The organism is Streptomyces prunicolor (genome assembly GCF_045162825.1).
Classification (GTDB): domain Bacteria; phylum Actinomycetota; class Actinomycetes; order Streptomycetales; family Streptomycetaceae; genus Streptomyces; species Streptomyces prunicolor.
The window spans coordinates 5,730,288-5,751,518 of sequence record NZ_CP108676.1; the positions used below are offsets into that span (position 1 = coordinate 5,730,288).

At 71.3% G+C, this 21,231-nt stretch carries 20 protein-coding genes and 1 pseudogene; 14 read left to right on the forward strand and 7 right to left on the reverse strand.

Annotated features, from left to right (window positions below):
- Positions 1–2: 2 nt before the first annotated feature.
- A pseudogene (locus OG588_RS26380) lies at positions 3–656 on the reverse strand (amino acid ABC transporter permease); the annotation flags it as partial.
- A gap of 6 nt (positions 657–662) precedes the next feature.
- The gene (locus tag OG588_RS26385; RefSeq protein ID WP_405949446.1) at positions 663–1,472 is read right to left on the reverse strand and encodes an ABC transporter substrate-binding protein; all 810 of its coding nucleotides are present in this window, start codon (positions 1,470–1,472) and stop codon (positions 663–665) included.
- Between the two features lie 174 nt (positions 1,473–1,646).
- On the opposite strand from OG588_RS26385, the gene OG588_RS26390 reads away from it, so the two are divergent.
- Positions 1,647–2,402 carry a GntR family transcriptional regulator gene (locus OG588_RS26390; protein ID WP_405949447.1) on the forward strand — a complete coding sequence of 252 codons (756 nt, stop codon included), beginning with the start codon at positions 1,647–1,649 and terminating at the stop codon, positions 2,400–2,402.
- A complete protein-coding gene (locus OG588_RS26395) occupies positions 2,399–3,286 on the forward strand; it encodes an urea carboxylase-associated family protein (protein ID WP_405949448.1) in 888 nt (295 codons plus the stop codon). Before OG588_RS26390 ends, OG588_RS26395 begins: the two co-directional genes overlap by 4 nt.
- Before the next feature lie 9 nt (positions 3,287–3,295).
- Here OG588_RS26395 and OG588_RS26400 read toward each other — a convergent pair whose 3' ends face one another.
- The 3 genes from OG588_RS26400 to OG588_RS26410 all read right to left on the reverse strand — a co-directional run bounded on the left by OG588_RS26400 (position 3,296) and on the right by OG588_RS26410 (position 6,654).
- Complete coding sequence (locus OG588_RS26400) at positions 3,296–4,456, reverse strand: serine hydrolase domain-containing protein (protein ID WP_405949449.1); 1,161 nt, start codon at positions 4,454–4,456, stop codon at positions 3,296–3,298.
- Positions 4,457–4,598: 142 nt separating this feature from the next.
- Complete coding sequence (locus OG588_RS26405; RefSeq protein ID WP_405949450.1) at positions 4,599–5,258, reverse strand: response regulator transcription factor; 660 nt, start codon at positions 5,256–5,258, stop codon at positions 4,599–4,601.
- 112 nt (positions 5,259–5,370) lie between these two features.
- Complete coding sequence (locus tag OG588_RS26410) at positions 5,371–6,654, reverse strand: sensor histidine kinase (RefSeq protein ID WP_405949451.1); 1,284 nt, start codon at positions 6,652–6,654, stop codon at positions 5,371–5,373.
- A 174-nt stretch (positions 6,655–6,828) separates the two neighbouring features.
- Between OG588_RS26410 and OG588_RS26415 the strand changes: the two genes are divergently transcribed.
- The 3 genes from OG588_RS26415 to OG588_RS26425 are packed head-to-tail and all read left to right on the forward strand — an operon-like array spanning position 6,829 to position 10,367.
- Positions 6,829–7,074, forward strand: a complete 246-nt coding sequence (locus OG588_RS26415) for a hypothetical protein (protein ID WP_405949452.1) — start codon at positions 6,829–6,831, stop codon at positions 7,072–7,074.
- A complete protein-coding gene (locus OG588_RS26420; RefSeq protein ID WP_405949453.1) occupies positions 7,071–7,823 on the forward strand; it encodes an ABC transporter ATP-binding protein in 753 nt (250 codons plus the stop codon). Before OG588_RS26415 ends, OG588_RS26420 begins: the two co-directional genes overlap by 4 nt.
- 3 nt (positions 7,824–7,826) lie before the next feature.
- Entirely contained in the window at positions 7,827–10,367 is a 2,541-nt protein-coding gene (locus tag OG588_RS26425) for an FtsX-like permease family protein (RefSeq protein WP_405949454.1), read from the forward strand.
- A gap of 13 nt (positions 10,368–10,380) precedes the next feature.
- On the opposite strand, the gene OG588_RS26430 is transcribed toward OG588_RS26425, so the two are convergent.
- On the reverse strand, positions 10,381–11,967 hold the full coding sequence (locus OG588_RS26430; protein WP_405949455.1) for an XRE family transcriptional regulator: 1,587 nt from the start codon (positions 11,965–11,967) through the stop codon (positions 10,381–10,383).
- 203 nt (positions 11,968–12,170) lie between these two features.
- Here OG588_RS26430 and OG588_RS26435 point away from each other — a divergent pair, with 203 nt between their 5' ends.
- The 9 genes from OG588_RS26435 to OG588_RS26475 all read left to right on the forward strand — a co-directional run bounded on the left by OG588_RS26435 (position 12,171) and on the right by OG588_RS26475 (position 20,000).
- A complete protein-coding gene (locus tag OG588_RS26435) occupies positions 12,171–12,473 on the forward strand; it encodes a hypothetical protein (RefSeq protein WP_405949456.1) in 303 nt (100 codons plus the stop codon).
- A 103-nt stretch (positions 12,474–12,576) separates the two neighbouring features.
- Positions 12,577–12,759: a hypothetical protein gene (locus tag OG588_RS26440; protein WP_405949457.1), complete on the forward strand. Its 183-nt coding sequence runs from the start codon at positions 12,577–12,579 to the stop codon at positions 12,757–12,759.
- A gap of 49 nt (positions 12,760–12,808) precedes the next feature.
- On the forward strand, positions 12,809–13,576 hold the full coding sequence (locus tag OG588_RS26445; protein ID WP_405949458.1) for a hypothetical protein: 768 nt from the start codon (positions 12,809–12,811) through the stop codon (positions 13,574–13,576).
- Positions 13,577–13,794: 218 nt separating this feature from the next.
- On the forward strand, positions 13,795–15,006 hold the full coding sequence (locus OG588_RS26450; RefSeq protein ID WP_405949459.1) for a serine hydrolase domain-containing protein: 1,212 nt from the start codon (positions 13,795–13,797) through the stop codon (positions 15,004–15,006).
- A 99-nt stretch (positions 15,007–15,105) separates the two neighbouring features.
- On the forward strand, positions 15,106–16,392 hold the full coding sequence (locus OG588_RS26455; protein ID WP_405953222.1) for an NAD(P)/FAD-dependent oxidoreductase: 1,287 nt from the start codon (positions 15,106–15,108) through the stop codon (positions 16,390–16,392).
- A complete protein-coding gene (locus tag OG588_RS26460; protein WP_405949460.1) occupies positions 16,389–17,183 on the forward strand; it encodes a DUF1365 domain-containing protein in 795 nt (264 codons plus the stop codon). Before OG588_RS26455 ends, OG588_RS26460 begins: the two co-directional genes overlap by 4 nt.
- Complete coding sequence (locus tag OG588_RS26465) at positions 17,180–18,466, forward strand: class I SAM-dependent methyltransferase (protein ID WP_405949461.1); 1,287 nt, start codon at positions 17,180–17,182, stop codon at positions 18,464–18,466. Before OG588_RS26460 ends, OG588_RS26465 begins: the two co-directional genes overlap by 4 nt.
- The gene (locus OG588_RS26470; protein WP_405949462.1) at positions 18,463–19,269 is read left to right on the forward strand and encodes a DUF1295 domain-containing protein; all 807 of its coding nucleotides are present in this window, start codon (positions 18,463–18,465) and stop codon (positions 19,267–19,269) included. Before OG588_RS26465 ends, OG588_RS26470 begins: the two co-directional genes overlap by 4 nt.
- Before the next feature lie 68 nt (positions 19,270–19,337).
- Positions 19,338–20,000, forward strand: a complete 663-nt coding sequence (locus OG588_RS26475; protein WP_405949463.1) for an alpha/beta fold hydrolase — start codon at positions 19,338–19,340, stop codon at positions 19,998–20,000.
- Positions 20,001–20,070: 70 nt separating this feature from the next.
- On the opposite strand, the gene OG588_RS26480 is transcribed toward OG588_RS26475, so the two are convergent.
- On the reverse strand, positions 20,071–21,216 hold the full coding sequence (locus tag OG588_RS26480; RefSeq protein ID WP_405949464.1) for a methyltransferase domain-containing protein: 1,146 nt from the start codon (positions 21,214–21,216) through the stop codon (positions 20,071–20,073).
- Positions 21,217–21,231 lie beyond the last annotated feature (15 nt).

The following is a 21,231-nucleotide window of genomic DNA, read 5'->3' on the forward strand; positions in this document are numbered from 1 at the left end:
CGTTCGAGCAGGGCCCTGAGGCGGTCGAAGAGGGTGACCAGGAGGACGTAGTAGACCGCTACGGCCAGCAGGGTCTCCAGGACCAGGAAGTTCTGGGTGTAGAGGCGTTGGCCGACCAGCAGGAGTTCGGCGAGCGAGATGGAGCTGACGAGGGAGGTGAGTTTGAGGATGCTGATGAACTCGTTGCCCAGCGCGGGGAGCGCGACGCGGAACGCCTGCGGTACCACCACATGGCGTTGGACTCCCGCGTAGGGGATGCCCAGTGCCTGTGCCGCCTCGCCCTGGTCCTTGCCCACGGCGAGCAGGCCGCCGCGGTGGATCTCCGCGATGTACGCGGTCTCGCTGAGCACGAGTGCGACCAGGCCGGCGGCGAAGGGGCTGGAGAGCAGGGGCCTCAAGTCGGGGAAGAGTTGCGGGGAGTTGTAGACGAAGATCAGCAGGACCAGCAGCGGCAGGCTGCGGAAGAACCAGACGTATCCGGCGGCGAGCAGGCGTAGCGGACGTAGGCGGGACTGCTGGGCGAGGGCCACCAGGAGGCCCAGTGCCGTGGAGATCACCCAGGCGGAGACGGCCAGTTCGACGACGAGCAGGGCCGCCCGCCACAGGTCGGCGTCCGCGAACAGACCGAACGTGTAACTCCAGTCGAAGCTGCCCATCGTCCGTCAACTCCCCTGAGCCTGGCCGAGGTTGTACTTCTTCAGCAGCTCGGCGTAGGTGCCGTTCTTCTTGAGTTCGGCCAGTGCTGTGGTGAGGGTCTTCTTCAGGGCGGTGTCGCCGCGCTTGACCGCCAGTCCGGACTGGACCGGGTAGATCAGGGACTTGGAGGAGATGGTGAGCCGGCCGTTCGTCTTGTCGGCGGCCGCCTTCGCCACGGCACCGTCGGTGACCTGGGCGTCGACCTGGCCGGACAGCAGCGCCTGAGTGCCTTCGGGATCGGTGCCGAACTCCCTTACGTCCACGGCCTTTTCACCCTTGGCCTTGCACTGGGTGCTCGCCTCGCCGCGCAGCTTCTCGACGATCTGGCCGCCCTTGATCACCGCGACGGACTTCCCGCACAGGTCGGTGACCACGGTCGGCCGGTAGCCGCCCGAGCTCTGCACCACGATCGAGTTGCCGGTGGTGAAGTACGGGATGAAGTCGACCTGCTTCTTGCGCGCGTCCGTGATGTACAGGTCGGACGCGATCACGTCGAAGTGACCGGTCCCGAGCCCGGCGATGAGCTGCTCGAAGCGGGTGTCGACGAACGTGGACTTCAGCCCCGACGCCTTCGCCAGGGCGCGCGAGATGTCCGGGTCGAAGCCCGCCGGGGTCTTGCCGTCGAGATAGGCGTACGGCGGATAGGTCAGGTCCGATCCCACGGTCAGGGTGCCGGCGGTCATCGTGCCCGAACCGGCCGAGGAAGAGCCGCTCGAACAGCCGCACAGGGCGAGGAGCAAGCCGGCGGTGATGGAGCGGAGGAGGGTCACGCGCATGAGGGGGCCTCTCGACCGGGAGACTGAGACTGACAGCGAAACTGTTGAACAATCTGGCTGCTGATGATGGTGACGGGTGGGTGTTTCAGTCAAGTAAAAGGTCGGAATTTCCTGGATGCCGCACATGCGGCACGCTCCTGTTTTGTTCAACAGATCGTGCGCTAGGGTGGGGGCATGTCGACTCTGAACGGCGCGGCGGCAGCCGCCGGACGGCCTGTCCTGGTGACCGATGTGCTGCGTGAACGCATCGTCGAGGGTGAGCTGCCGCCCGGCACCCCGCTGCGGGACGTGGCGCTCTCCGCCGAGCTGGGGGTGTCCCGCAACACCCTGCGGGAGGCCCTGCGCACCCTGCACGACGAGGGCCTTGTGGTGCAGCAGCTGCACAAGGGCACGGCGGTGAAGACCCTGGCCGCCGAGGACGTCACGGACATCTACCTCGCCCGCCGCACGCTCGAACTCAGCGCCGTCGACGCGAGCCCGCTCGCCCCGGAACCGCTGCTCGACGCGATGGAGGCCAAGGTCGCCGCGGCCGAACTCGCCGTGGACGCCGAGGCGTGGGACAAGGTCGGCACCGCGTCCCTGCGTTTCCACCAGTCGCTGGTGGCCCTACTGGGCAGCGCCCGCCTCGACGGCTTCTTCCGGGTGACGATCGCCCAACTCCGTCTGGCCTTCGCGGTGATGGCGGACCAGGGCGCCTTCCAGGCACCGTGGGTCGCCCGTGACCGCGAGATCTGCGACCTGATCCGCGGCGGCCGGCGCATGGACGCCACGGCCGCGCTGCGGCTCTACCTCGACGAATCCGAGCGGATGGTGCTGGATGCCGTACGCGCCAGCTCCCGTACGACCCCTACGACCCGTACTCGGACGGCCCGTACGCCTTCTACGACCCGTACGACCCCTACGACCACGGCAGCGAAAGGCAAGCGATGACCTCCCGCACAGCGCCCCCCGCGCCCCCCGCGCCCGCCCCGTCCAAGGCGGCGGCCGCCTACCAGGCCACCCAGGGCGGCGCCCTCGACGTCGACCGTGCCTTCTACGACCGTTTCGCCGGGGTGCGCCACGAACTCGTGGACTCCTTCGAGATACCGATCCGCTCCGGCCGCGCCTGGACCGTCCCCGAGGGGCACCTGTGCCGGATCGTCACCGTCGAGGGCCCCCAGGTCGGCGACCTCAACGTGTGGAACCTGCACGACCCGCGCGAGCGCATGTGGGCCGCCCGCACCCGCCAGTTGCAGCGCGCGCACATCTCCACGTACGACCGGATCTGGTCCACCCTGCCGTTCCTGCGCCCCCTGCTGACAGTCACCGACGACACCCTCGCGGACTACGGCGTGGACGGCGACGGCGGACGCGTGCACGATCTGCTGGGCACCCGTTGCGACCCGTACGTCAACCGTATGCTCACCGGCGAGGACTTCGACTTCCACTGTCACTCGAACCTGGTCCGGGCCGTACTGCCGTACGGGCTCACGGAGTTCGACGTGCACGACGTGCTCAACGTCTTCCAGTGCACCGGCCTCAACGACGACGACCAGTACTTCATGAAGGACTGCCCGGCGCGCGTGGGCGACCACTTCGAGTTCTTCGCCGAGACCGATCTGCTGTGCGCGCTGTCCACCTGCCCCGGCGGCGATCTCTCCGTCCCGCTCTGGGGTCCGGACGCCCGCGATCCGTTGGACGTCTGCCGTCCGCTGGGTGTCGAGGTGTACCGGCCCGATCCCGCGCTGCTGGAGGGCTGGAGCTCGCCGGGGAGGGCCGCGTACCGCAATCTCCATGGCATGCGGCGGCCCGATTTCGTCGAAGCCGCCGGCTGAGGCCGGGCGCTACTTCCGTGCTGTGGCGCAGAGTTCCGTGTCGATCAGCGCGTTCTGCGCCATCTCCGTGGACAGATCGGGCGCGCCGTCGCCCGTCGCCTCCAGGACCACGGTCCGGCGGCCGTCCGCGCTGACTCCGTCGCGGGTGGTGTAGCCCATCAGGTCGCCGGCGTGGCTGTAGTAGACGCCGCCGCAGGTCAGGGGGATCTCCATCAGGCCGAGGCCGTAACGGGCGCCGGGCCAGACGGGGTCGAGGGAGGCGGCTCGTACCGTCGTCTTCATCTCGGCGAGTTGGGCCGGGTGCAGGAGCTTGCCGCCCAGGAGGGCCGAGAAGAAGCGGGTGAGGTCGCCGGTCGTGCTGATCATCGCGCCGGCCGAACCGGCGGCCGTCGGGTTGAGTTCGGTGACGTCGATGGTCGGGCCGCTGTCGCCGAAGTCCGAGTAGCCGTGCAGGTGTTGGCCGGGGATACGGGCCGAGGTGCCGGGCGCGGAGGTGTCGCGCAGGCCCAGCGGGCGGATGACGCGCCGGGTCACCTCCTGCTGCCAGGTGTGGCCGGTGGCCTTCTGGATGATCATTCCGGCGAGGATGTAGTTGGTGTTGGAGTACTCCCACTGGGTGCCCGGCGCGAAGTCCGGGGCGTGCCGCATCGCGATGCCGACCAGCTGCTGTGGGGTCCAGGTGGTGTAGCGGTCCGCCTCGAAGTCCGCCACCGAGCTGATCGCGGGGAAGTCGGCGGTGTAGTTGAACAGTCCGCTGGTGTGGTTCAGCAACTGCCTTACGGTGATGGCGTTTCCGTCGTTCCCGTTCCCGGACACCGTGCCGGGCAGCCAGTGTTCGACCGTGTCGTCCAGCGACACCCGTCCCTCGCCGACCAGTTGGAGCATCACCGTCGACACGAATGCTTTGGTGCTGCTCGCGATCCGGAACTTGTCGGTGACGCGGGCCGCCCGGCCCGTGGTCGTGTCCGACACCCCGGTGGTGGCGTAGCGCCGTCCGTCCGGGCCCGTCGACTGGGCCACGACGGCGACGGTTCCCGTCTTCTCGATCGCGTCCACACTCTGCTGGAGCGTGCTGCGGCGGGACTCCGTGGCGCTCGCCATGGGCGTCGCGAGGCCGAGTCCCACGGCGGCCAGTGCGGCTGCGACGGTGAGCTGACGGAACGTCATCATGGGTTGTCTCCCTGGGAGTTGGTGGTCGCTCGCACCGGCTTGCGGTGTGTTCACCAACCTAGGGAGACGGCACTCAGTGATCGATCCAGCCCGCTGGCCGGTCCGCCGTACAGCCAGCTGTACCAAGGGCCGGGGGACAACCTCAGCCCAGCCGCCGTAGATCCTCCAGGTAGCGCAGGACCGCCGCGACCCGGCGGTCCACCTGGTCGGTCGGGGACAGGTCGAGCTTGGCGAAGATGCTGCGGATGTGTTTGTGGACGGCGCCGTCGGTGACGACGAGTTTCTCGGCGATGGCGGAGTTGCCCAAGCCCTCGGCCATCAGGGCGAGTACGTCGCGTTCGCGGGGGCTGAGCCGTTCCAGGCGGGTGTCCTGGCGGGAGCGGGTGAAGAGTTGGGCGACGACCTCCGGGTCGATGGCGGTGCCGCCCGCCGCCACCCGGTGCAGGGCGTCGAGGAACTCCTCGACCCGGCCCACCCGTTCCTTGAGCAGATAGCCGAGACCGCTCACCCCGCCCCCGAGCAGCTCGGTCGCGAAGCTCTGCTCCACGTATGCCGACAGCACCAGCACCGCCAGGTCGGGGCGCCGGCGTCGGGCCTCGACCGCGGCGACGATCCCCTCGTCGGTGTGGGTCGGCGGCATCCGTACGTCGAGGATGGCGACGTCCGGCTTGTGGACGTCGATGGCGTCCAGGGCCTCGTCGGGGTTGCCGGCGGTGGCCACCACGTCCAGCCCCTCGGCGCGCAGCAGCAGGGCGAGGCCCTCGCGCAGCAACGCGTCGTCCTCGGCGATCACGATCCGCATGTCAGGCCTCACGTCGTCTCACGTCCCACGCTCACAGTTCAGGCTCCACAGCTCAAGTTCCACTGCTCAAGTCCCGCATCGCGGGCTCTCTTTGCTCGTCACGATCCCCAACTCACCGGCCACAGGGGAGATCCACGGTCAGGACGGTCGGTCCGCCGGGCGGGCTGGTCAGGGTGAGGTCGCCGTCGTGGGCCGCGATCCGGCGGCGGATGCCGGTGAGCCCGGAGCCGCCGTCCGCGTCGGCACCACCCTGGCCGTCGTCCTCCACGGACAGCACCAGCCGCCCGCCGCTGCCGCGTGCCGTGATCGTGGCGTGCCGGGCCCCGCTGTGCTTGGCGATGTTGGTCAGGGCCTCGGCGACGACGAAGTAGGCGGTCGCCTCGACGGAGGCCGCGCAGCGCTCGGGGACGTCCACGTCGATCCGGCACGGCACCGCGCAGTCCGCCGCGAGACCGGAGAGCGCGCCCGCGAGCCCCCGGTCGGCCAGCACCGGCGGCAGGATGCCGCGCGCGACCGTCCGCAGCTCGGCCAACGCCGTCTCGGCGGCGGACTGGGCGCGTTCGAGGAGTTCGTCGGCACCGGCCGGGTCGCGGGCCACCATGCGGCGGGCCGCGCCGAGCAACACGGCGACGGAGACGAGCCGGTTCTGCGCGCCGTCGTGCAACGAGCGCTCGATACGCCGGAGTTCGGTGGCGTGGGCGTCGAGCGCGGCGGCTCGGGTGGCGGTCAACTCCGCGACGCGCAGGGAGAGATCGACGTCTGGACCGGCCGCGAGGAGCCGTCGTCCGGGGCCCGACTGGAGCCGGGCCATGCCGGGTGTCAGTCCCAGGATGATGGCGATCCAGCCCACGCCCAGCAGCGCCACGGCGAGGGCGTCCGGCCAGGTCTGCGCGTTGCCGATGCCCAGGGACGTGGCCGTCGTGTTCTCCGGCATGAACGTCCAGTACAGCGGGAACGCGGTGTCCCGTACGGCGGTGATCGGCAGCAGGACGCCGAGCAGCCCGAGCAGCAGCCCCAGGGTGGAGTGCCGTACCAGCCACCGGAGTTCGCGGTGGGTGGTGGCGTCGACGAGGGCGAGCCGCAGCCGGGTGGGCGGGGGCTGCGGGGCGACCACCTCGGGGCCCCGGCGGGCGAGCCGGGCGCGTTCCCGGCCGGCCAGGGCGTGCAGAGCGCGCAGCGGAGTCGGTGCCATCAGCAGCCCCACCCCGACGACGCTCGTCACGGCGGTGACCGCCAGCCAGAGCAGCAACAGCGCTGCGAGGACAGCCGTGTTGAGGCCGGAGGCGAGCTGGGCGACGGCTCGGCCCGCGGCGCTCAGGGTCCGTAGCGCGATGTCCTTGAAGCTCTCGCGTTGGACGGCCGCCGCACCGCCCGCCTCGCTCGCGCTCGTTGTCATGCGAACGACCCTATGCCGTACGGGAGTTCTCCGTGAGCGGAGAAAGAGGGGAGTACAGCCTGCTGTACCCCGAACCGGGCGGGCTGCGGGATCGGCCGCGAGGGGTGCCGATCCATAGCGTCGGTGACGACAGCAGGAACGGCACCAGACCCACCTGACCTCGGGAGACACCCCATGCCGCAGCCGACGACCCATCCGACGACCCATCCGATGACCGAGCCGACGGCCACCGATCCCGACCGCCTCAGCCCCGGGGACATCGCCCGCACCCTGCTCTGGATCGTGGTGGTGGCCAGCGCGCTCACCAACATGGCGGCCTCCTTCGGCGGCGCCGACACCTGGGTGCACCTGGTGTGCGGCGCGGTCACCGTCCTGTGCGCGGGCACCCTCGTCGTACGCAACCTGCGGGGCCGGCGATGAACACCACGGCCACCACAGCCACGGCCACGACCACCGCCGCTATCTCCCTGGAGGGCGTCAGCAAGGCCTATCCCGGAGGCGTACGCGCCCTGGACGACGTGTCGTTGACCGTGGAACGCGGCACCTTCCTCGCCGTGATGGGCCCCTCGGGCTCCGGCAAGAGCACGCTGATGCACTGTGCCGCCGGGCTCGACTCCCCGACGTCGGGCAGTGTCCGTATCGACGGGCACGAGATCGCCGGGCTGAACGAGACCAAGCGCACCCAACTGCGGCGCGAGCGCGTCGGGTTCGTGTTCCAGGCGTACAACCTGATCCCCTCCCTCTCCATCGAGGACAACATCACCCTGCCGCTCCGACTGGCGGGCCGTAAGGCGGACCGCGACTGGCTGCGCACGCTGGTGGAGCGCGTCGGCCTGGCCGACCGGCTGTCCCACCGCCCGGCCGAGCTCTCCGGCGGACAGCAGCAACGGGCCGCCGTCGTAAGGGCGTTGGTGGCCCGCCCGGCGGTCGTGTTCGCCGACGAACCGACCGGCGCGCTCGACCTGCGCAGCGCCCACGAGGTCCTGGACCTCCTCCGCGACCTCGTGAACGACCTGCGCCAGACCGTCGTGATGGTCACCCACGACCCGGCCGCCGCCGCCCGCGCGCACCACGTGCTGGTGATGGCCGACGGCCGCGTGGTCGACGCCCTCAAGGCCCCGACCGCCGAAGAACTCGCCGCCCGTCTCGTCGAGTTGGGGAGGGCCTGAGCCATGTTCCGACTCGCGATACAGATGGTCGGTCACCGCGTCACCGCGCTGATCGCCGTTGCCTGCGCGGTCCTCGGTGGCGCGGCCCTCATCACCGCCACCGGCGTTCTCGCCGAGTCCGGCCTCCGTTCTCACCTTCCCGCCGGGCGCCTCGCCGGAGCCTCCGTCGTGGTCGCGGCCGACCAGGAGTTCCACCCGGCCGGTGACCTCGCGCTCGCCCTCCCGGAACGGCGTCGCATTCCGGCCCAACTGGTCGGTGAACTGGGCCAGTTGCCGGGCGTTACCGCGTCGGTCGGCGACATCAGCTTCCCGGCCGCTCTCGTCGACGCGCGCGGTCGGGTCGTAGCGTCGTCGTCCGGAGATCCTCAGGTGTCGGGGCACGGTTGGTCCTCGACGAAGCTGCTGGCCGACACGCATGTCGAGGGCAGCGCGCCGACCGGTTCCGGTGAGGTCGCCGTGGACAGTGCGACCGCCGCCGCTGCCGGTATCAAGCCGGGTGACCGCGTCCAGGTCGTCGTCAACTCCCGTCCCGCGAGCGGCTATCGCGTATCAGCGGTCGTCAATACCCCGGGCGCCGGTGTCTACTTCGCCGACAAGACGGCCGTAGGAATGTCAGGTCTGGCCGGTCGTGCGGACCGTGTTGATCTGGTCGGTCTGCGCACCACGCCCGGTGCCGAGGCACGGGTCGCCGCCGAGGTCCGTACGAAGCTGAAGGGCACCGGGCTGCTGACCCTCACCGGCGCCGAGCGGGGCGACACGGCCGCGCCCGGGGCCGGGGCTTCGCGTTCGCTGCTGGTGCTGCTCGCCGGGTCGCTCTCCGGGATCGTTCTGCTGATCACCGGGTTTGTGATGGCGAGTGCGCTGGCCGTGGCGATCGGGGGGCAGCGGCGGGACCTGGCGTTGATGCGGGCCGTCGGCGCAACTCCGCAGCAGATTCGGCGGTTGGCCGCCGCGCAGTCCACCGTCGTGGCCGCCGTCGCCGTGGCGCCCGGGGTGGGGCTCGGCTATCTGCTGGCCGGACAGTTCCGCGGACTGCTCGCGGACCGGGGCGTCATACCGGCCGAACTGCCCCTGACCTTGGGCCCGTTGCCCGCGCTCGCGGCCGTCGTGCTGATGCTCCTCGCCGTTCAGGTGTCGGCCCGCTGCTCGGCGTGGCGCACCTCGCGGATGCCGGCCACCGAGGCGGTCGCCGAGTCGCGCAGCGAGCCGCGTGATCCGTCGCGGGCCCGGACCCGTATCGGCGTGGCCGTGATGGTCGTAGCGACTGCCATGTCGGCCCTGCCGCTCTTCTCCCGCACGGTCATCGGCGCTACGGCCACCTCCCTCGCCGGCATCATCGGGGCGATCGGCCTGGCCTTGACGGGCCCTGCGCTGGTGCGGGGCATCGGCGGTGCGGCGGCACGAGCGACGAGGTCGGGGGCTTCCGCGCCTACCTGGCTGGCGATGGCCAACCTGCGTGCCTACGCCCTGCGCAACGCGGGGATCGTGTCCACGCTGGCCATGGCGGTCGTGTTCGTGCTGACGTACACCTTCACCCAGACGACCGTACTGGCCGCCACCGCCCAGGACACCAGCACCGGGACGCTGGCCCAACTACGGCTGAGCGCACCCGCGTTGGGCGGGCTTCCTGCCGACACCCTCGCCGCCGTACGGAAGACGGCCGGAGTGAAGGCCGCCGCGTCCGTCGGGACGACCACCGTGGTGTGGGAGTACCAGCAGTTCGGTGACCCGGTGGCCGAGTCGGGTTCGGCGACGATCCTCACGCCGGACGCGGCGGGCGTTCTCGACCTCGACGTGCGGGACGGCAGTCCAAGTCGGTTGTCCGGTGCGACAGTTGCTGTCAGCAGTGATGTCGCGCGGACGCGTTCCGCGACGGTGGGGCACACGGTGGATCTGGTCCTCGGGGACGGAACTCGCGTCGCCGCCAAGGTCGTTGCCGTGTACGGGCGGGGGCTCGGCTTCGGCACGGTGGTGCTGTCGCACGATCTGGCCGCCGGGCACACGACCACGGCCCTCGACCAGTCCCTCCTGATCCGTACGGACGGTTCGGCGAAGGCGCGGCAGAACCTCACGGCTCTCGCCGCAGCCCGTCCCGGACTGACCCTCGGGCCTGCCAACTCCCCTTCCACCGGCGGACTTGAGGACGCACCGCCCGAGGTCTGGATCAACCTCGCCACCATCATCGTGCTGCTCGTCTATCTGCTGCTCAGCATCGCCAACAAGCTGGTCGCGGCGACCGCTCAGCGCAGGGTGGAGTTGGGTGCGCTGCGGCTCAACGGCACAACTCCCCGCCAGATCCGGGCGATGATGCGCCGCGAGGCCGCGGTGACCGCCGCCACCGCACTCACCACGGCACTGCTGCTCTCCGCGATCCCGCTGGCGTTGTTGGGGCAGGGCTTCCTCGGTCGTCCCTGGCCGGCGGGGCCGGTGTGGCTGCTGCCCGGGCTTGCGCTGATGGTCACCGTCACGGCGTTCCTGACCATCGAGCTGCCGACGCGGCAGGCGCTGCGGACTCCGCCCGCCGACGCGATTCGCGCTCAGTGAGCGGGAGTTGGGGCTATCGCAGGGCGCTGGCCCGCCGGTGGGCCGGGATGTCCAGCCACCAGGCCGCGGCCGTGCGGGCCACCGGGAGGAAGTCGGGGCCCGTCAGGATCGAGGTGAGCAGGTCGTCGCGCGAGGCCATGCCGAGCGCGTAGACCAGGCTCTCCAGCGTGGCCGCGGTCACCGGGTCCCGGTCGGTCAGCCACGCGGCGTGGTGGTGGGCGACGGCACCCCGCAGGAAGTCGCCCGTGGAGCGGTCGGCGGCGACATGGCCGAGGCCCCGCACCGCGGCGTACGCGGTGGGTCGCGGCACGCTCGACAGGACCGCCAGCCGCTGGAGCAGCCCCCGGTGACGGTGGTCGCCGAGGACGCGCAGCGCCTCCAGCAGCACCACCGCGAGTTCCTCGTGCCGGACGGCCAGGGGGCGGACCAGTTCCGCGGCGAGCGCGTCGGCCAGCACCGGGCGGTACGGGGTGGCCGCGAGCAGGAACGCGGCGTAGAGCCGGATGTCGAAGAGCGGACTGGCCAGCGCCTCGGCGACCAGCACGGCCGGTACGGCGGGGTCGCCCACCCGGTCGGGTTCGACCGTGCCCAGCCGCGCGGTCACCCGGTGGACCGCCGCCGCCACGAGGGCACGGGCATCCGGGTCGGCCCTGTCTCCCTCCCCGTGCCGCCGTGTCGTACCGCGGCGGCCCAGCACGGCGCGGGCGTACTCGGGGTGCACCGCGGACAGATGGCCGCGCAGCGGCTCGATCTGATCGCCGAACGGGCCGGTACCGGCGGAGTCCCGCACCGCCCGGACCAGCGTCCTCAGCTGGCCCTCGTCGAAGTGCCGGTAGCGCACCTTGCGGAAGCACGCCATGACCGCGCCGCGATGTGCCAACGGCCCGCTGGGCGCGGTGAGTTCGCTCAGCACCAGGTCGGCCGCGTCGGGGTGAGCACAGTTGTCCAGGGCGCACACGATCTCCGTGGCCGTGAGCCGGGCCCGTCCGGCGGCCATCCCGCCGCACACGGCGATGACCGTACGGCCGCCCCGCCGGTGGTTGAGCAGCCGGTTGAGCGACTCGAAGCGGAGCATCCACGGCAGGTCGTCGGCGATCACCATCTCCTCGACGAGCCGTTCGGCGAGCACGGACCAGGTGCCCGACGGCATCAGCACCGCGTCGGGACACGCGCACAGGCCGTCCGTCAGCTGGTCCCAGTCGTCACCGGTCATCACATCGCCGGACACCGCCTGCTCCAGCAGATCCTCCAGCGGCCTCGTGGCGGGGCCCGCCGGGTCGACGTCCAGGACGGGACCCGGTGCCCAGTATCGCCACACCGTGCGCGCGGTGGCGGTGAGCGTGTTGCGGGGAAGGGCGAGCAACTCCTCGTAGCGGCGAACCGCCCGCCAGGGAACGGGAGTTCGGCCCGTCTCCCAGCGCGAGACGGTACTGGTGCTCACCTCGCGGTCGTACATCCCGCCGTGGAAAGCCGCCGCGAAGGCCGGTAACGACCTCAGCGGTCTCTCCTCCGCCAGCAGGCGGTTGACCCGTAACAGCCAGGCGACGCGGGCCCGTCGTCCCAGTGCGGCACCCGCGTCGACCGCCGCATGTGCGTCCATGCGGCCAGTCTGGCAGGAGCCGGACAGTACCGGGGCAAGGTCGGCAAATGTCACCGCCATACCCCAATTCCGGTATCCCGAAGGCCTCTCTTGCACCGCCCTGCGAGCTGTGCAACGCACCGGGGCACGGCACCGCCCGCGCGGTACCAACTAGGAACCGGCCCGTGTGGACGGGTACTTGGGCAAGCAGCAGGGGGAGAACGATGGCGATGGTGCTGGCGCTCGGGCATGTGCTCGGGCTGGCGATCGCGCTGTGGACCTTCAACGCGCGGGCGGGGGGCTCGTTCTGGTACGGCGTCTCGCCGGGGCTGATGCTCATCAGCCCGGAGTGGTTCCTGACCAGCATGGTCAAGGCGATCGGCTGGGAGATCACGCTCGCCGTATGGCTGTTCAGAGGGCAGCCCTCCTCGCCGTGGGGCGTACGGCCCGGCAGCCGTTCGGGCCGGATCAGCCGGCTCACCGTCACCGAACGCGCCGCCCGCGACCGGGAGATGAGGGCCGCCTAGCGCGGCCGGGTCCTCGGGGCGTGAGGCGGCGGCCTGCACACAGGCGGCCACTTCGGCAGGACATCCACAAAGACATCCATCCAGTACGGGAACGGAGGCCGGCGTGCGCTACACCGGCGACAAGGACACCTACTGCGCCGACCGCGGCTGCGGCAAGAAGGTACGGGCGATCCGCTGCCCCCAGTGCAAGGGAAAGGTCGGTTCCTGGACGACGTGCCGGCGGTGCGGCAACTCCGGCTACGTCTGCCAGAACTCCACGAACGAGCACCACGCCAAGGTCGGCTGAGACGAGGCCCCGGCCGCGGCCGGGGTGCGAACGGAAGGAGGGGGAGCCGATGGAGATCCTGCGCGGACTCCTGGCGCCCAGGCGGCTGCCACCCAGCAAGGACGGTTACCAGGCGCCCCCGGGCGCCCTGGCCGGCGGCTGGGAGTGCGACGACCCGGACTGCGGGGGGAGCGGGTACTTCACCGATCCCCGCCCGAGCATCCCGCGCCGCTGCGGCGAGTGCGGGAGCGGTACGTATCCCCGGCACGCCTGGCCGTGGCAGCACGGTGAGGAGCGGGCGCGACTCGATGCCCTGCTGGCCGGGGCGGAGCGGGAGAACGACGTGTATCTCGCCCTCCTCGCCCGCTTCCACCTGCTGGAGTGGACGTTCGAGGACCACTTGATGAAGGGCCGTCGGCGGGACGCCCTCGTGACCCTGGAGGAGACCGACGCCAAGCTGCGTGCGGCGATGCGCGAGGACCCGTACTTCACCGAGGGCTCCCACCGCTTCGGCCTCGTCCTCGGCGCGCTGCGCAGCGGCGGCCCGGACATCGCGCTGCGGGTCCTTGAACCCTGGGTGGCGCTGGCCCACGAACAGGGCCCGGGGTACGGCACGGACCTGGAATCGGACAACGCGAGCCGCACCAACTACCGGTCCGTGGTGGGCGCTTGCCTCGACTGGCTGGCGGACGGGCGCACGCGGGGCCATCCGCGCCGGGGCACGGTCGTGTCCTGGACCCTGGACACCGCACGGCTGCCGCATGTGCGGAACTTCCTGACCGCCGACCAGGACAGGAGACTGACCCGCCTCGATCCCGGGTGGCAGTCCGGCCCCTGACGACACGGACGACCGCACGCCGCCGGGGCAACCGGGGCGTGCGGCCACCGGCCCGGGCGACCGCCGGGGTATGCGCGCCGCCCCGCGCACCCCACGTGCGGCCGAACATCGGTCCGAACGAGTGGACTCGCAGGTGTGCGCACCGCAGGCAGACCCCTCACCCGACTCCGGATGGTGCCGTGGCAGCCCCACTCCCGATCCGGAAGAAGCGCCCCCACATGCGACGTACCCCCACCCGACGCCTCCTGGCAGCCGCGCTGCTGGTCGCGTCCGTCCTGGCCGCCCCGGTGATGGCGACCTCCGCCAGCGCCACCGCGGTGGTCCACCCCGCCCCGCACGACCACGACCACTGCTCCTCCGACGGCCTCGGCCGCGGCGTCACCGCCCGCCTCGACAAGGCCATCGCGGACGTCCGGAAGCAGGCCGCCATCCCCGGTGTCGCCGTCGGGCTGTGGATGCCGGGCAAGGGGTGTTACGTCCGGGCGACCGGCGTCGCCGACAAGGTCACGCGGCAGCCGATGAGCACCGACTTCTACTCGCGGATCGGCAGCGAGACCAAGACCTTCACGGTCACCGCGCTGCTCCAGCTCGTCGACGAGCGGCGGATCGGGCTCGACGACCCGATCTCGCGCTACGTCCACGGCGTGCCGAACGGCCGTCACATCACCCTGCGCCACCTGGCCGAGATGCGCAGCGGGCTGTTCCCGTACAGCGCCGACGCCGATTTCGCGCACGACCTGCTGAGCGACCCGACCCGCTCGTTCACCCCGCAGGAGCTGCTCGCGTACGGCTACAAGCACCGCAACACCGCAGCGCCGGGCAAGGTGTTCGTCTACAACAACAGCAACCTGGTCCTCCTCGGCCTGGTGATCGAGAAGGTCACCGGCCACCACGTCGCCGACGTCATCAACCGGCGGGTGCTGCGCCCGGCCCACCTGGACCAGACGCTGTTCCCCGACGGCCCGAACGTCCGTGAGTTCCCCGAGCCGCACGCGCACGGCTACACCAACCAGACGCTGACCGGCGCGGTCGCCGACTCCACCGACTGGAACCCGAGCTGGGCCTGGTCGGCCGGCGCGATGATCTCGACCCTGCACGATCTGCGCAGCTGGGCGAAGACCGTCGCCACCGGGGAACTGCTCAGCCCCGAGACCCAGAAGCAGCGCCTGAAGACGCTGCCGACCGGATTCCCCGGCCTCACCTACGGCCTCGGCATCTTCGAGACCGGCGGCTGGATCGGGCACAACGGCTCCATCCCGGGCTACGAGTCCGTGACCGTGTACCTCCCCGCCCTCAAGGCGACCCTGGTCGTGCTGATCAACACCGACATCACCACCGGCGGCCAGGAGCCGTCCACCCTCCTCGCCCGCGCGATCACCCAGATCGCCACGCCCGGTCACGTCTACGACGGCTCGGCCCCCACCCGCTAGAGACGTCCCACCACCCGTTTCGCCCTTCGGCCAATCCGCCGCCCGACCTGATCCGGATTACGCGTGAACCCCTGACCGGCGGGAGGACACGTGACGGAGATGACGATGGAGCGGACAGCGCGGTACGGGCGCCGGACCGCCGTGATCGGTTCCGGGGTGGCGGGGCTGACCGCCGCGTACATCCTGGGCCGGTCCGGTCACGTCACCCTGTACGAGGCCGACGACCGGCTCGGCGGCCACGCGCACACCCATGAACTGACGTCGGCGCACGACGGGCGGGTGCACCGCGTCGATTCCGGTTTCATCGTGCACAACCGGCGCACCTACCCCCGCCTGCTGCGGCTCTTCGACGAACTCGGCGTCCCCACGCAGGAGTCGGAGATGAGCATGTCCGTCCGGTGCGAGGGCTGCGGGCTGGAGTACGCCGGTGCCCGCGGCCCCGCCGGACTCTTCGCCCAGCCCCGCAACCTCCTGCGCCCCCGCTATCTGCGGCTGCTCGCCGAGGTGCCCCTCTTCCACCGCGCGGCCCGGCGCCTGCTGGCACAGGGTGGTCAAGAGGCCCTCACCCTGGGGGAGTTCCTCGACCGGGAGGGCTACTCCGCCTATTTCCGCGCCCACTTCGTCACGCCGATGGTGTCGGCCGTGTGGTCCTGCGATGCGCTCACGGCTCAGCGCTACCCGGCCGCCTATCTGTTCCGCTTCCTGGAGCACCACGGCCTGCTGTCGGTGAGCGGATCACCGGTGTGGCGCACGGTCAGTGGTGGCTCGGGAACGTACGTCGACCGGATCGCCAAGCACATCGGCGAGATCCGGACGTCCACCCCTGTCCGTTCCGTACGACGTCACGCCGACCGCGCGGACATCACCGCCGAGGACGGCAGCACCGAGTCCTACGACGCCGTCGTGATCGCCGTCCACCCGGACCAGGCGCTCCGGCTGCTCGCCGAACCGACCGCGCTGGAGCGGGAGTTGCTGGGCGCGTTCCCGTACTCCCGCAACACCACCCTCCTGCACACCGACACCCGGCTGCTGCCCCGCGCCCCGGGCGCCCGCGCCTCCTGGAACCACCTGATGCCGTCCTGCACGGCCGACTCCGGCCAGGTGCAGGTCACTTACGACATGAACCGGCTCCAACGCCTCGACGCCACCGAGACGTTCGTGGTCACCCTCGGCGCCGAGGACCGCGTCGACCCGGGCCGGGTGCTGGCCCGCATGGTCTACGAACACCCCGTCTACACCCCCGAGTCGGTGGCCGCGCAGCAGCGGCTGCCCGAACTCGCCGGTGACGTCTGCGTGTTCGCGGGCGCGTACCACGGCTGGGGTTTCCATGAGGACGGCTGCCGGTCGGGTGTGGAGGCCGCGGCGGCGCTGGGGGTGCGGTGGTGAACGCCGCGCCCGCGACCGCACCCACCGCCGCCCCGGATCTCGCCGTACCGGCGCTGTACTCCTGCACGATCGCGCACGTGCGGACCGCGCCCCGGCGTTACGCGCTACGGCACCGCACGTACATGTGGCTCATCGACCCCGACAGCCCGCCCCAACTCCCGCCCCCGCTGCGCCCCTTGGCCCGCTTCGACCCCCGCGACCACTTCACCGGCGGCGACCTGCCCTCGATCCGCGCCGGACTGGACGCCTTCCTCGCCGAGCACGGCGTACACCTGGACGGCGGCCGGGTGCTGATGCTCACCCATGCCCGGGTGTTCGGGTACGTCTTCAACCCCCTGACCCTGTACTGGTGTTACGGCCCCGACGGGGAACCTGAACCGGGACCGGAACCGCGCTGCGTGGTCGCCGAGGTGCACAACACCTACGGCGGACGGCACTGCTATCTGCTGCACCCGGACGCCTCCGCCACCGCCCGCGCCGAGAAGAAGCTCTACGTCTCCCCGTTCTTCCCGGTCGACGGCGGCTACCGCATGCGGCTGCCGGCGCCCGGTCCCCAACTCGCCCTGACCGTCCACCTGGAGCGCGAGGGCGGCCGGGCTTTCACCGCGACGGTACGCGGCACCCGGCGCGAGGCGAGCACCGCGCGGCTGCTGCGGCTGGCGCTGCGCCACCCCTGGTCCACCCTCGCCGTGTCGGCCGCGATCCGCTTCCACGGCATCCGCCTCTACCTGCGGGGACTGCCCGTTCAGCCCCGAACCGACGACCACCGCGCCCCGGAGAACGTGACATGACGACAGCAGAACCCCGCACCACCCCCCGCGTGCGTACCGCCGCCGTCGACCCCGCCCACTGGCCCGACATCGCCGCCGTACCGCCCGCCTCCCGCGTCCGTACGGCGCTCACCGCGACCCTCGTCCGACGGGCCCTCGCCCAACTCCCGCTCCGGGCACGGTTCTCCGGTGCCCCGGACGTCGGCAAGGGCGGACCGCTGATCGACGTCCGCGACCCGGCCGCGTTCCACGCCCGCGTCGGCACCCACGGCCTGGTCGGGTTCGGCGAGTCGTACATGGCCGGTGAGTGGGACGCCCCCGACCTGGTGGCCGCCCTGACCGTACTGGCCGGGCACGCGGGCGAGTTGATCCCGGCGCCGTTGCAACGGCTGCGCGCTCTGTGGGCCCTGAGCCACCCGCACGCCGAGCGCAACACACCCGACGGTTCCCGAGCCAACATCAGCCGCCACTACGACCTGTCCAACGACCTCTTCGCCCTCTTCCTCGACGACACCCTCACCTACTCCTCCGCCGTCTTCCGGGGCTTCCCCGCGAGCCAGGATCTCCTCGCGGCGGCCCAACACCGCAAGATCGACCGGCTGTTGGACCTCGCCGACGTGGGCGAGGGCACCCGGCTCCTGGAGATCGGCACCGGCTGGGGCGAACTCGCCCTGCGGGCCGCAGCCCGAGGCGCCCGCGTCACCTCGCTCACCCTCTCCCGCGAACAACGCGACCTGGCGCTGGAGCGGGTGCGCGCGGCCGGTCTCGAAGACCGCGTCTCCATCGAACTGCGCGACTACCGCGAGGCAGTCGGCACGTACGACGCCGTCGTCAGCGTGGAGATGATCGAGGCGGTCGGTGCCGAGTTCTGGCCGGTGTACTTCCGCGCCCTGGACCAACGGCTCGCGCCGGGCGGCCGGTTGGCGCTCCAGGCCATCACCATGCCGCACGAGCGGATGCTCGCCTCCCGGGACACCTTCACCTGGATCCACAAGTACGTCTTCCCCGGCGGCCGCATCCCGTCCACCGAGGCGATCGAGGAGACCGCCCGCGACCACACCGGCCTGCGCCTCGCCCGCCGCGACGCCTTCGGCGCCCACTACGCCGAGACGCTGCGCCTGTGGCGCGAACGGTTCACGGAGCGGGCCGGGGAGGTCGGGGCCCTCGGCTTCGATGAAGTCTTCCACAGGCTGTGGACGTTCTATCTCGCCTACTCCGAGGCGGGGTTCAGGTCCGGCTACCTCGACGTCCAGCAGTACCTGTTCACCAAGCCGAACGCCGCCGAGGGCGTGACCCGGCCGTGAACGGCTTCCCCTGGAGCGCGTTCGCGCTCAACCTCGCCTGGTCCGCCGCCGCGGCCCTCGCGGTCATGCTCGTCACGTTCGCCGTAGCGGTGCGGTTGGGTGTGCACCGGATCGTCGACATCGCGTGGGGTATCGGCTTCACGGCGGTGGCCGGTGTGACCTTCACCGTCTCCGCCGGTGAGGGCGATCCCGTACGACGGCTGCTGGTGACGGCGTTGACGGCGGTCTGGGGGCTGCGGCTGGCGGTGCACATCGCCCGCCGGGGCCGGGGCCATGGCGAAGACCCGCGCTACGAACGGCTGTTGGCCAAGGCTCCCGGCAACCGGAACGCGTACGCCCTGCGCATGGTCTATCTCCTCCAGGGCGCGCTGGTCTGGCTGGTGTCCCTGCCCGTGCAGGCCGCGCAGTACGTGCCGGGTCGGCCTTCGGTGCTCAACTACGTTGCCGGCACGGCGCTGTGGGCGGTCGGCATCGGCTTCGAGGCGGTGGGGGACGCCCAACTGGCCCGTTTCCGCGCCGACTTCGCGAACCGGGGCCGGATCATGGACCGCGGCCTGTGGTCCTGGACCCGGCACCCGAACTACTTCGGCGACTTCTGCGTGTGGTGGGGCCTGTTCCTGCTCACCTGCGACTCCCCGGCGGCGGCCGCCGTGTCCGTCGTATCGCCCCTGGTGATGAGCCTGTTGCTGACCCGGGGCAGCGGAAAACGCCTGCTGGAACGGCACATGGCCGACCGTCCCGGATACGCCGAGTACCGTGCCCGCACCAGCGGTTTCCTCCCGCGCCCGCCGGGACGCGAGTGAGCTAGGAGCACCTCATCGAGCCACAGCACGACAGCATCCGACACGCCGATCAGCACGCTCCGTTGAAGGTGCGCCGACGTCCCGCGCACCCCCGAGCCGCCGTCCTCGTCCTGCACGGCGGCCAGGAGACGAGCGAACGCCCCGCCAGGCCTTGGCAGTTGGCCGCGCTGCGCATGGGCCCGGTCGCACGCGCGGTGATCGCCCAACTCCCGTACCAGGAAGTCCTGGTGGCTCAGGTCCGCTACCGCGTCCGCGGCTGGAACGGCGACCGCGCGGACGCGGCCCACGACACCCTCCGCGCGCTGGACGCCCTCGCCGAACTCACCGGCCCAGTACCGACCGTGCTGCTCGGCCACTCGATGGGCGGCCGGGCAGCCCTCCGCGCCGCCGGTCACCCGCTGGTGACGGGCGTGGTCGCCCTCGCCCCGTGGTGGCCGGCGGGGGAACCCGTCGAGCAGGCGGCGGGGCGTCACATCGTCGCCCTGCACGGCGCACGCGACCACGTCACCTCGCCCACGGAGACGGCGGACTGCGTACGCCGGGCACGGGAGGCGGGGGCGACACGGGCCGGCCTGGCGTTCATCGCCGACGGCGACCACGGGATGCTGCGCCGCCATGGCCTCTGGCATCACACGGCGGGTGCGCTGGTCGCCCATGTGCTTGAGCCGGGGGGTGTGCCGGAGCCGTTGCCTGTGGGGGGTTATGGGGTGGGGGAGGTTCCGGTGCTGTGAGCGGTGTCCTGAGCGATGCCCTGAGCGGTGTTTTGAGCCTCGGCGGAGGGGATCGTTCAGCGCGCTTCGGCTATCGCGCGCCCATGGACGTGTGCCAGTTGCCCCGGGACAGGTGGCAGACACCGTCGGGTGTGATGCGAACCTGCGCGCCGAGCAACGGCAGCGAGCCGTCCGCGTTGAGCTGGTGGCGGATGCGTTCCAGCGCGGTCCACAGACGTTGTGGTCCGCCCTGGTGGACTTCCGGTGGGTTCGTTCCGTCGGCGGATGCCCGGGCCCATGAACCGTCCGGATGGACCAGGTAGGCGGTACGGGTCCCGTCGCGCCGCTCGTAGTCCAACTCCACACCTGGTGTGGTGACTTGGAGCATGGAACTCAACTCCCACGCGTTCGGCAGGTCCACCACGGGATGGACGCCCGTGGTGATCTCCTCGCCTCTCCCCTCACGGGCGAGCGTGAACAGTTCGGTGAGAGCGGGTGGGTAGTCGTCTCCGGATCGGGTGAGCATGAAACCGGCGGTATCGCGTTCCACCTGCCCCATCACGGCACCGCTGGCGCGCTTCCACCCCGTGATGATCAGACAGGTACGGGCGATGGTGGTGGCGATCCGTCCGCCGGGTGCGAGAGCGGCGACGACGGGGGCGAGCCCCGGACCGGCGGGCAGCCCGACCGTGGAGACGATCCGGTCGTACGAGCCCGGGACGTGTTCGGTGGCGTCCGCCGTGACCATCGTCGGGTGGTGGCCCAGGGAGGCGAGCCGTTGACCTGCGGCGCTGACCAGGTACGGGTCGATGTCCAGACTCGTCACGTGTCCGCCCCCGAGCCGGTGACAGGCGTACGCGGTGAGCCCGCCGGCTCCGGTGCCCAGGTCCAGCAACGACAGCCCGTCCGCGAGCCGCCCGTGTCGCAGCATTCGCACCACCAGGCTCGGGAGCGTGGCGGATGACGTGGGCAACCCCTGCAGACGGTCGGTGAGTTGGGCCTTGTCGGCGTGCAGCGTGCCGACTCTGGTGATCAACGAACGATCTGCGTACGTCGCTGCTGTCCACGCCGAGGGGTCGGCAGCCCCGTCCCTCAGACGCCATCCGCCGACACCGTCCCGCTCCCACCAGCGGGGTACGAGTTCATGGCGAGGAGTTTCCGCTACGGGCTCGCGCCAGCGAGAGACAGGGTCGGTCACCTGAGTCGAGAGGTGTACCGCGTGCTGTTGCCAATCCATCGGGCGACCTTTCTG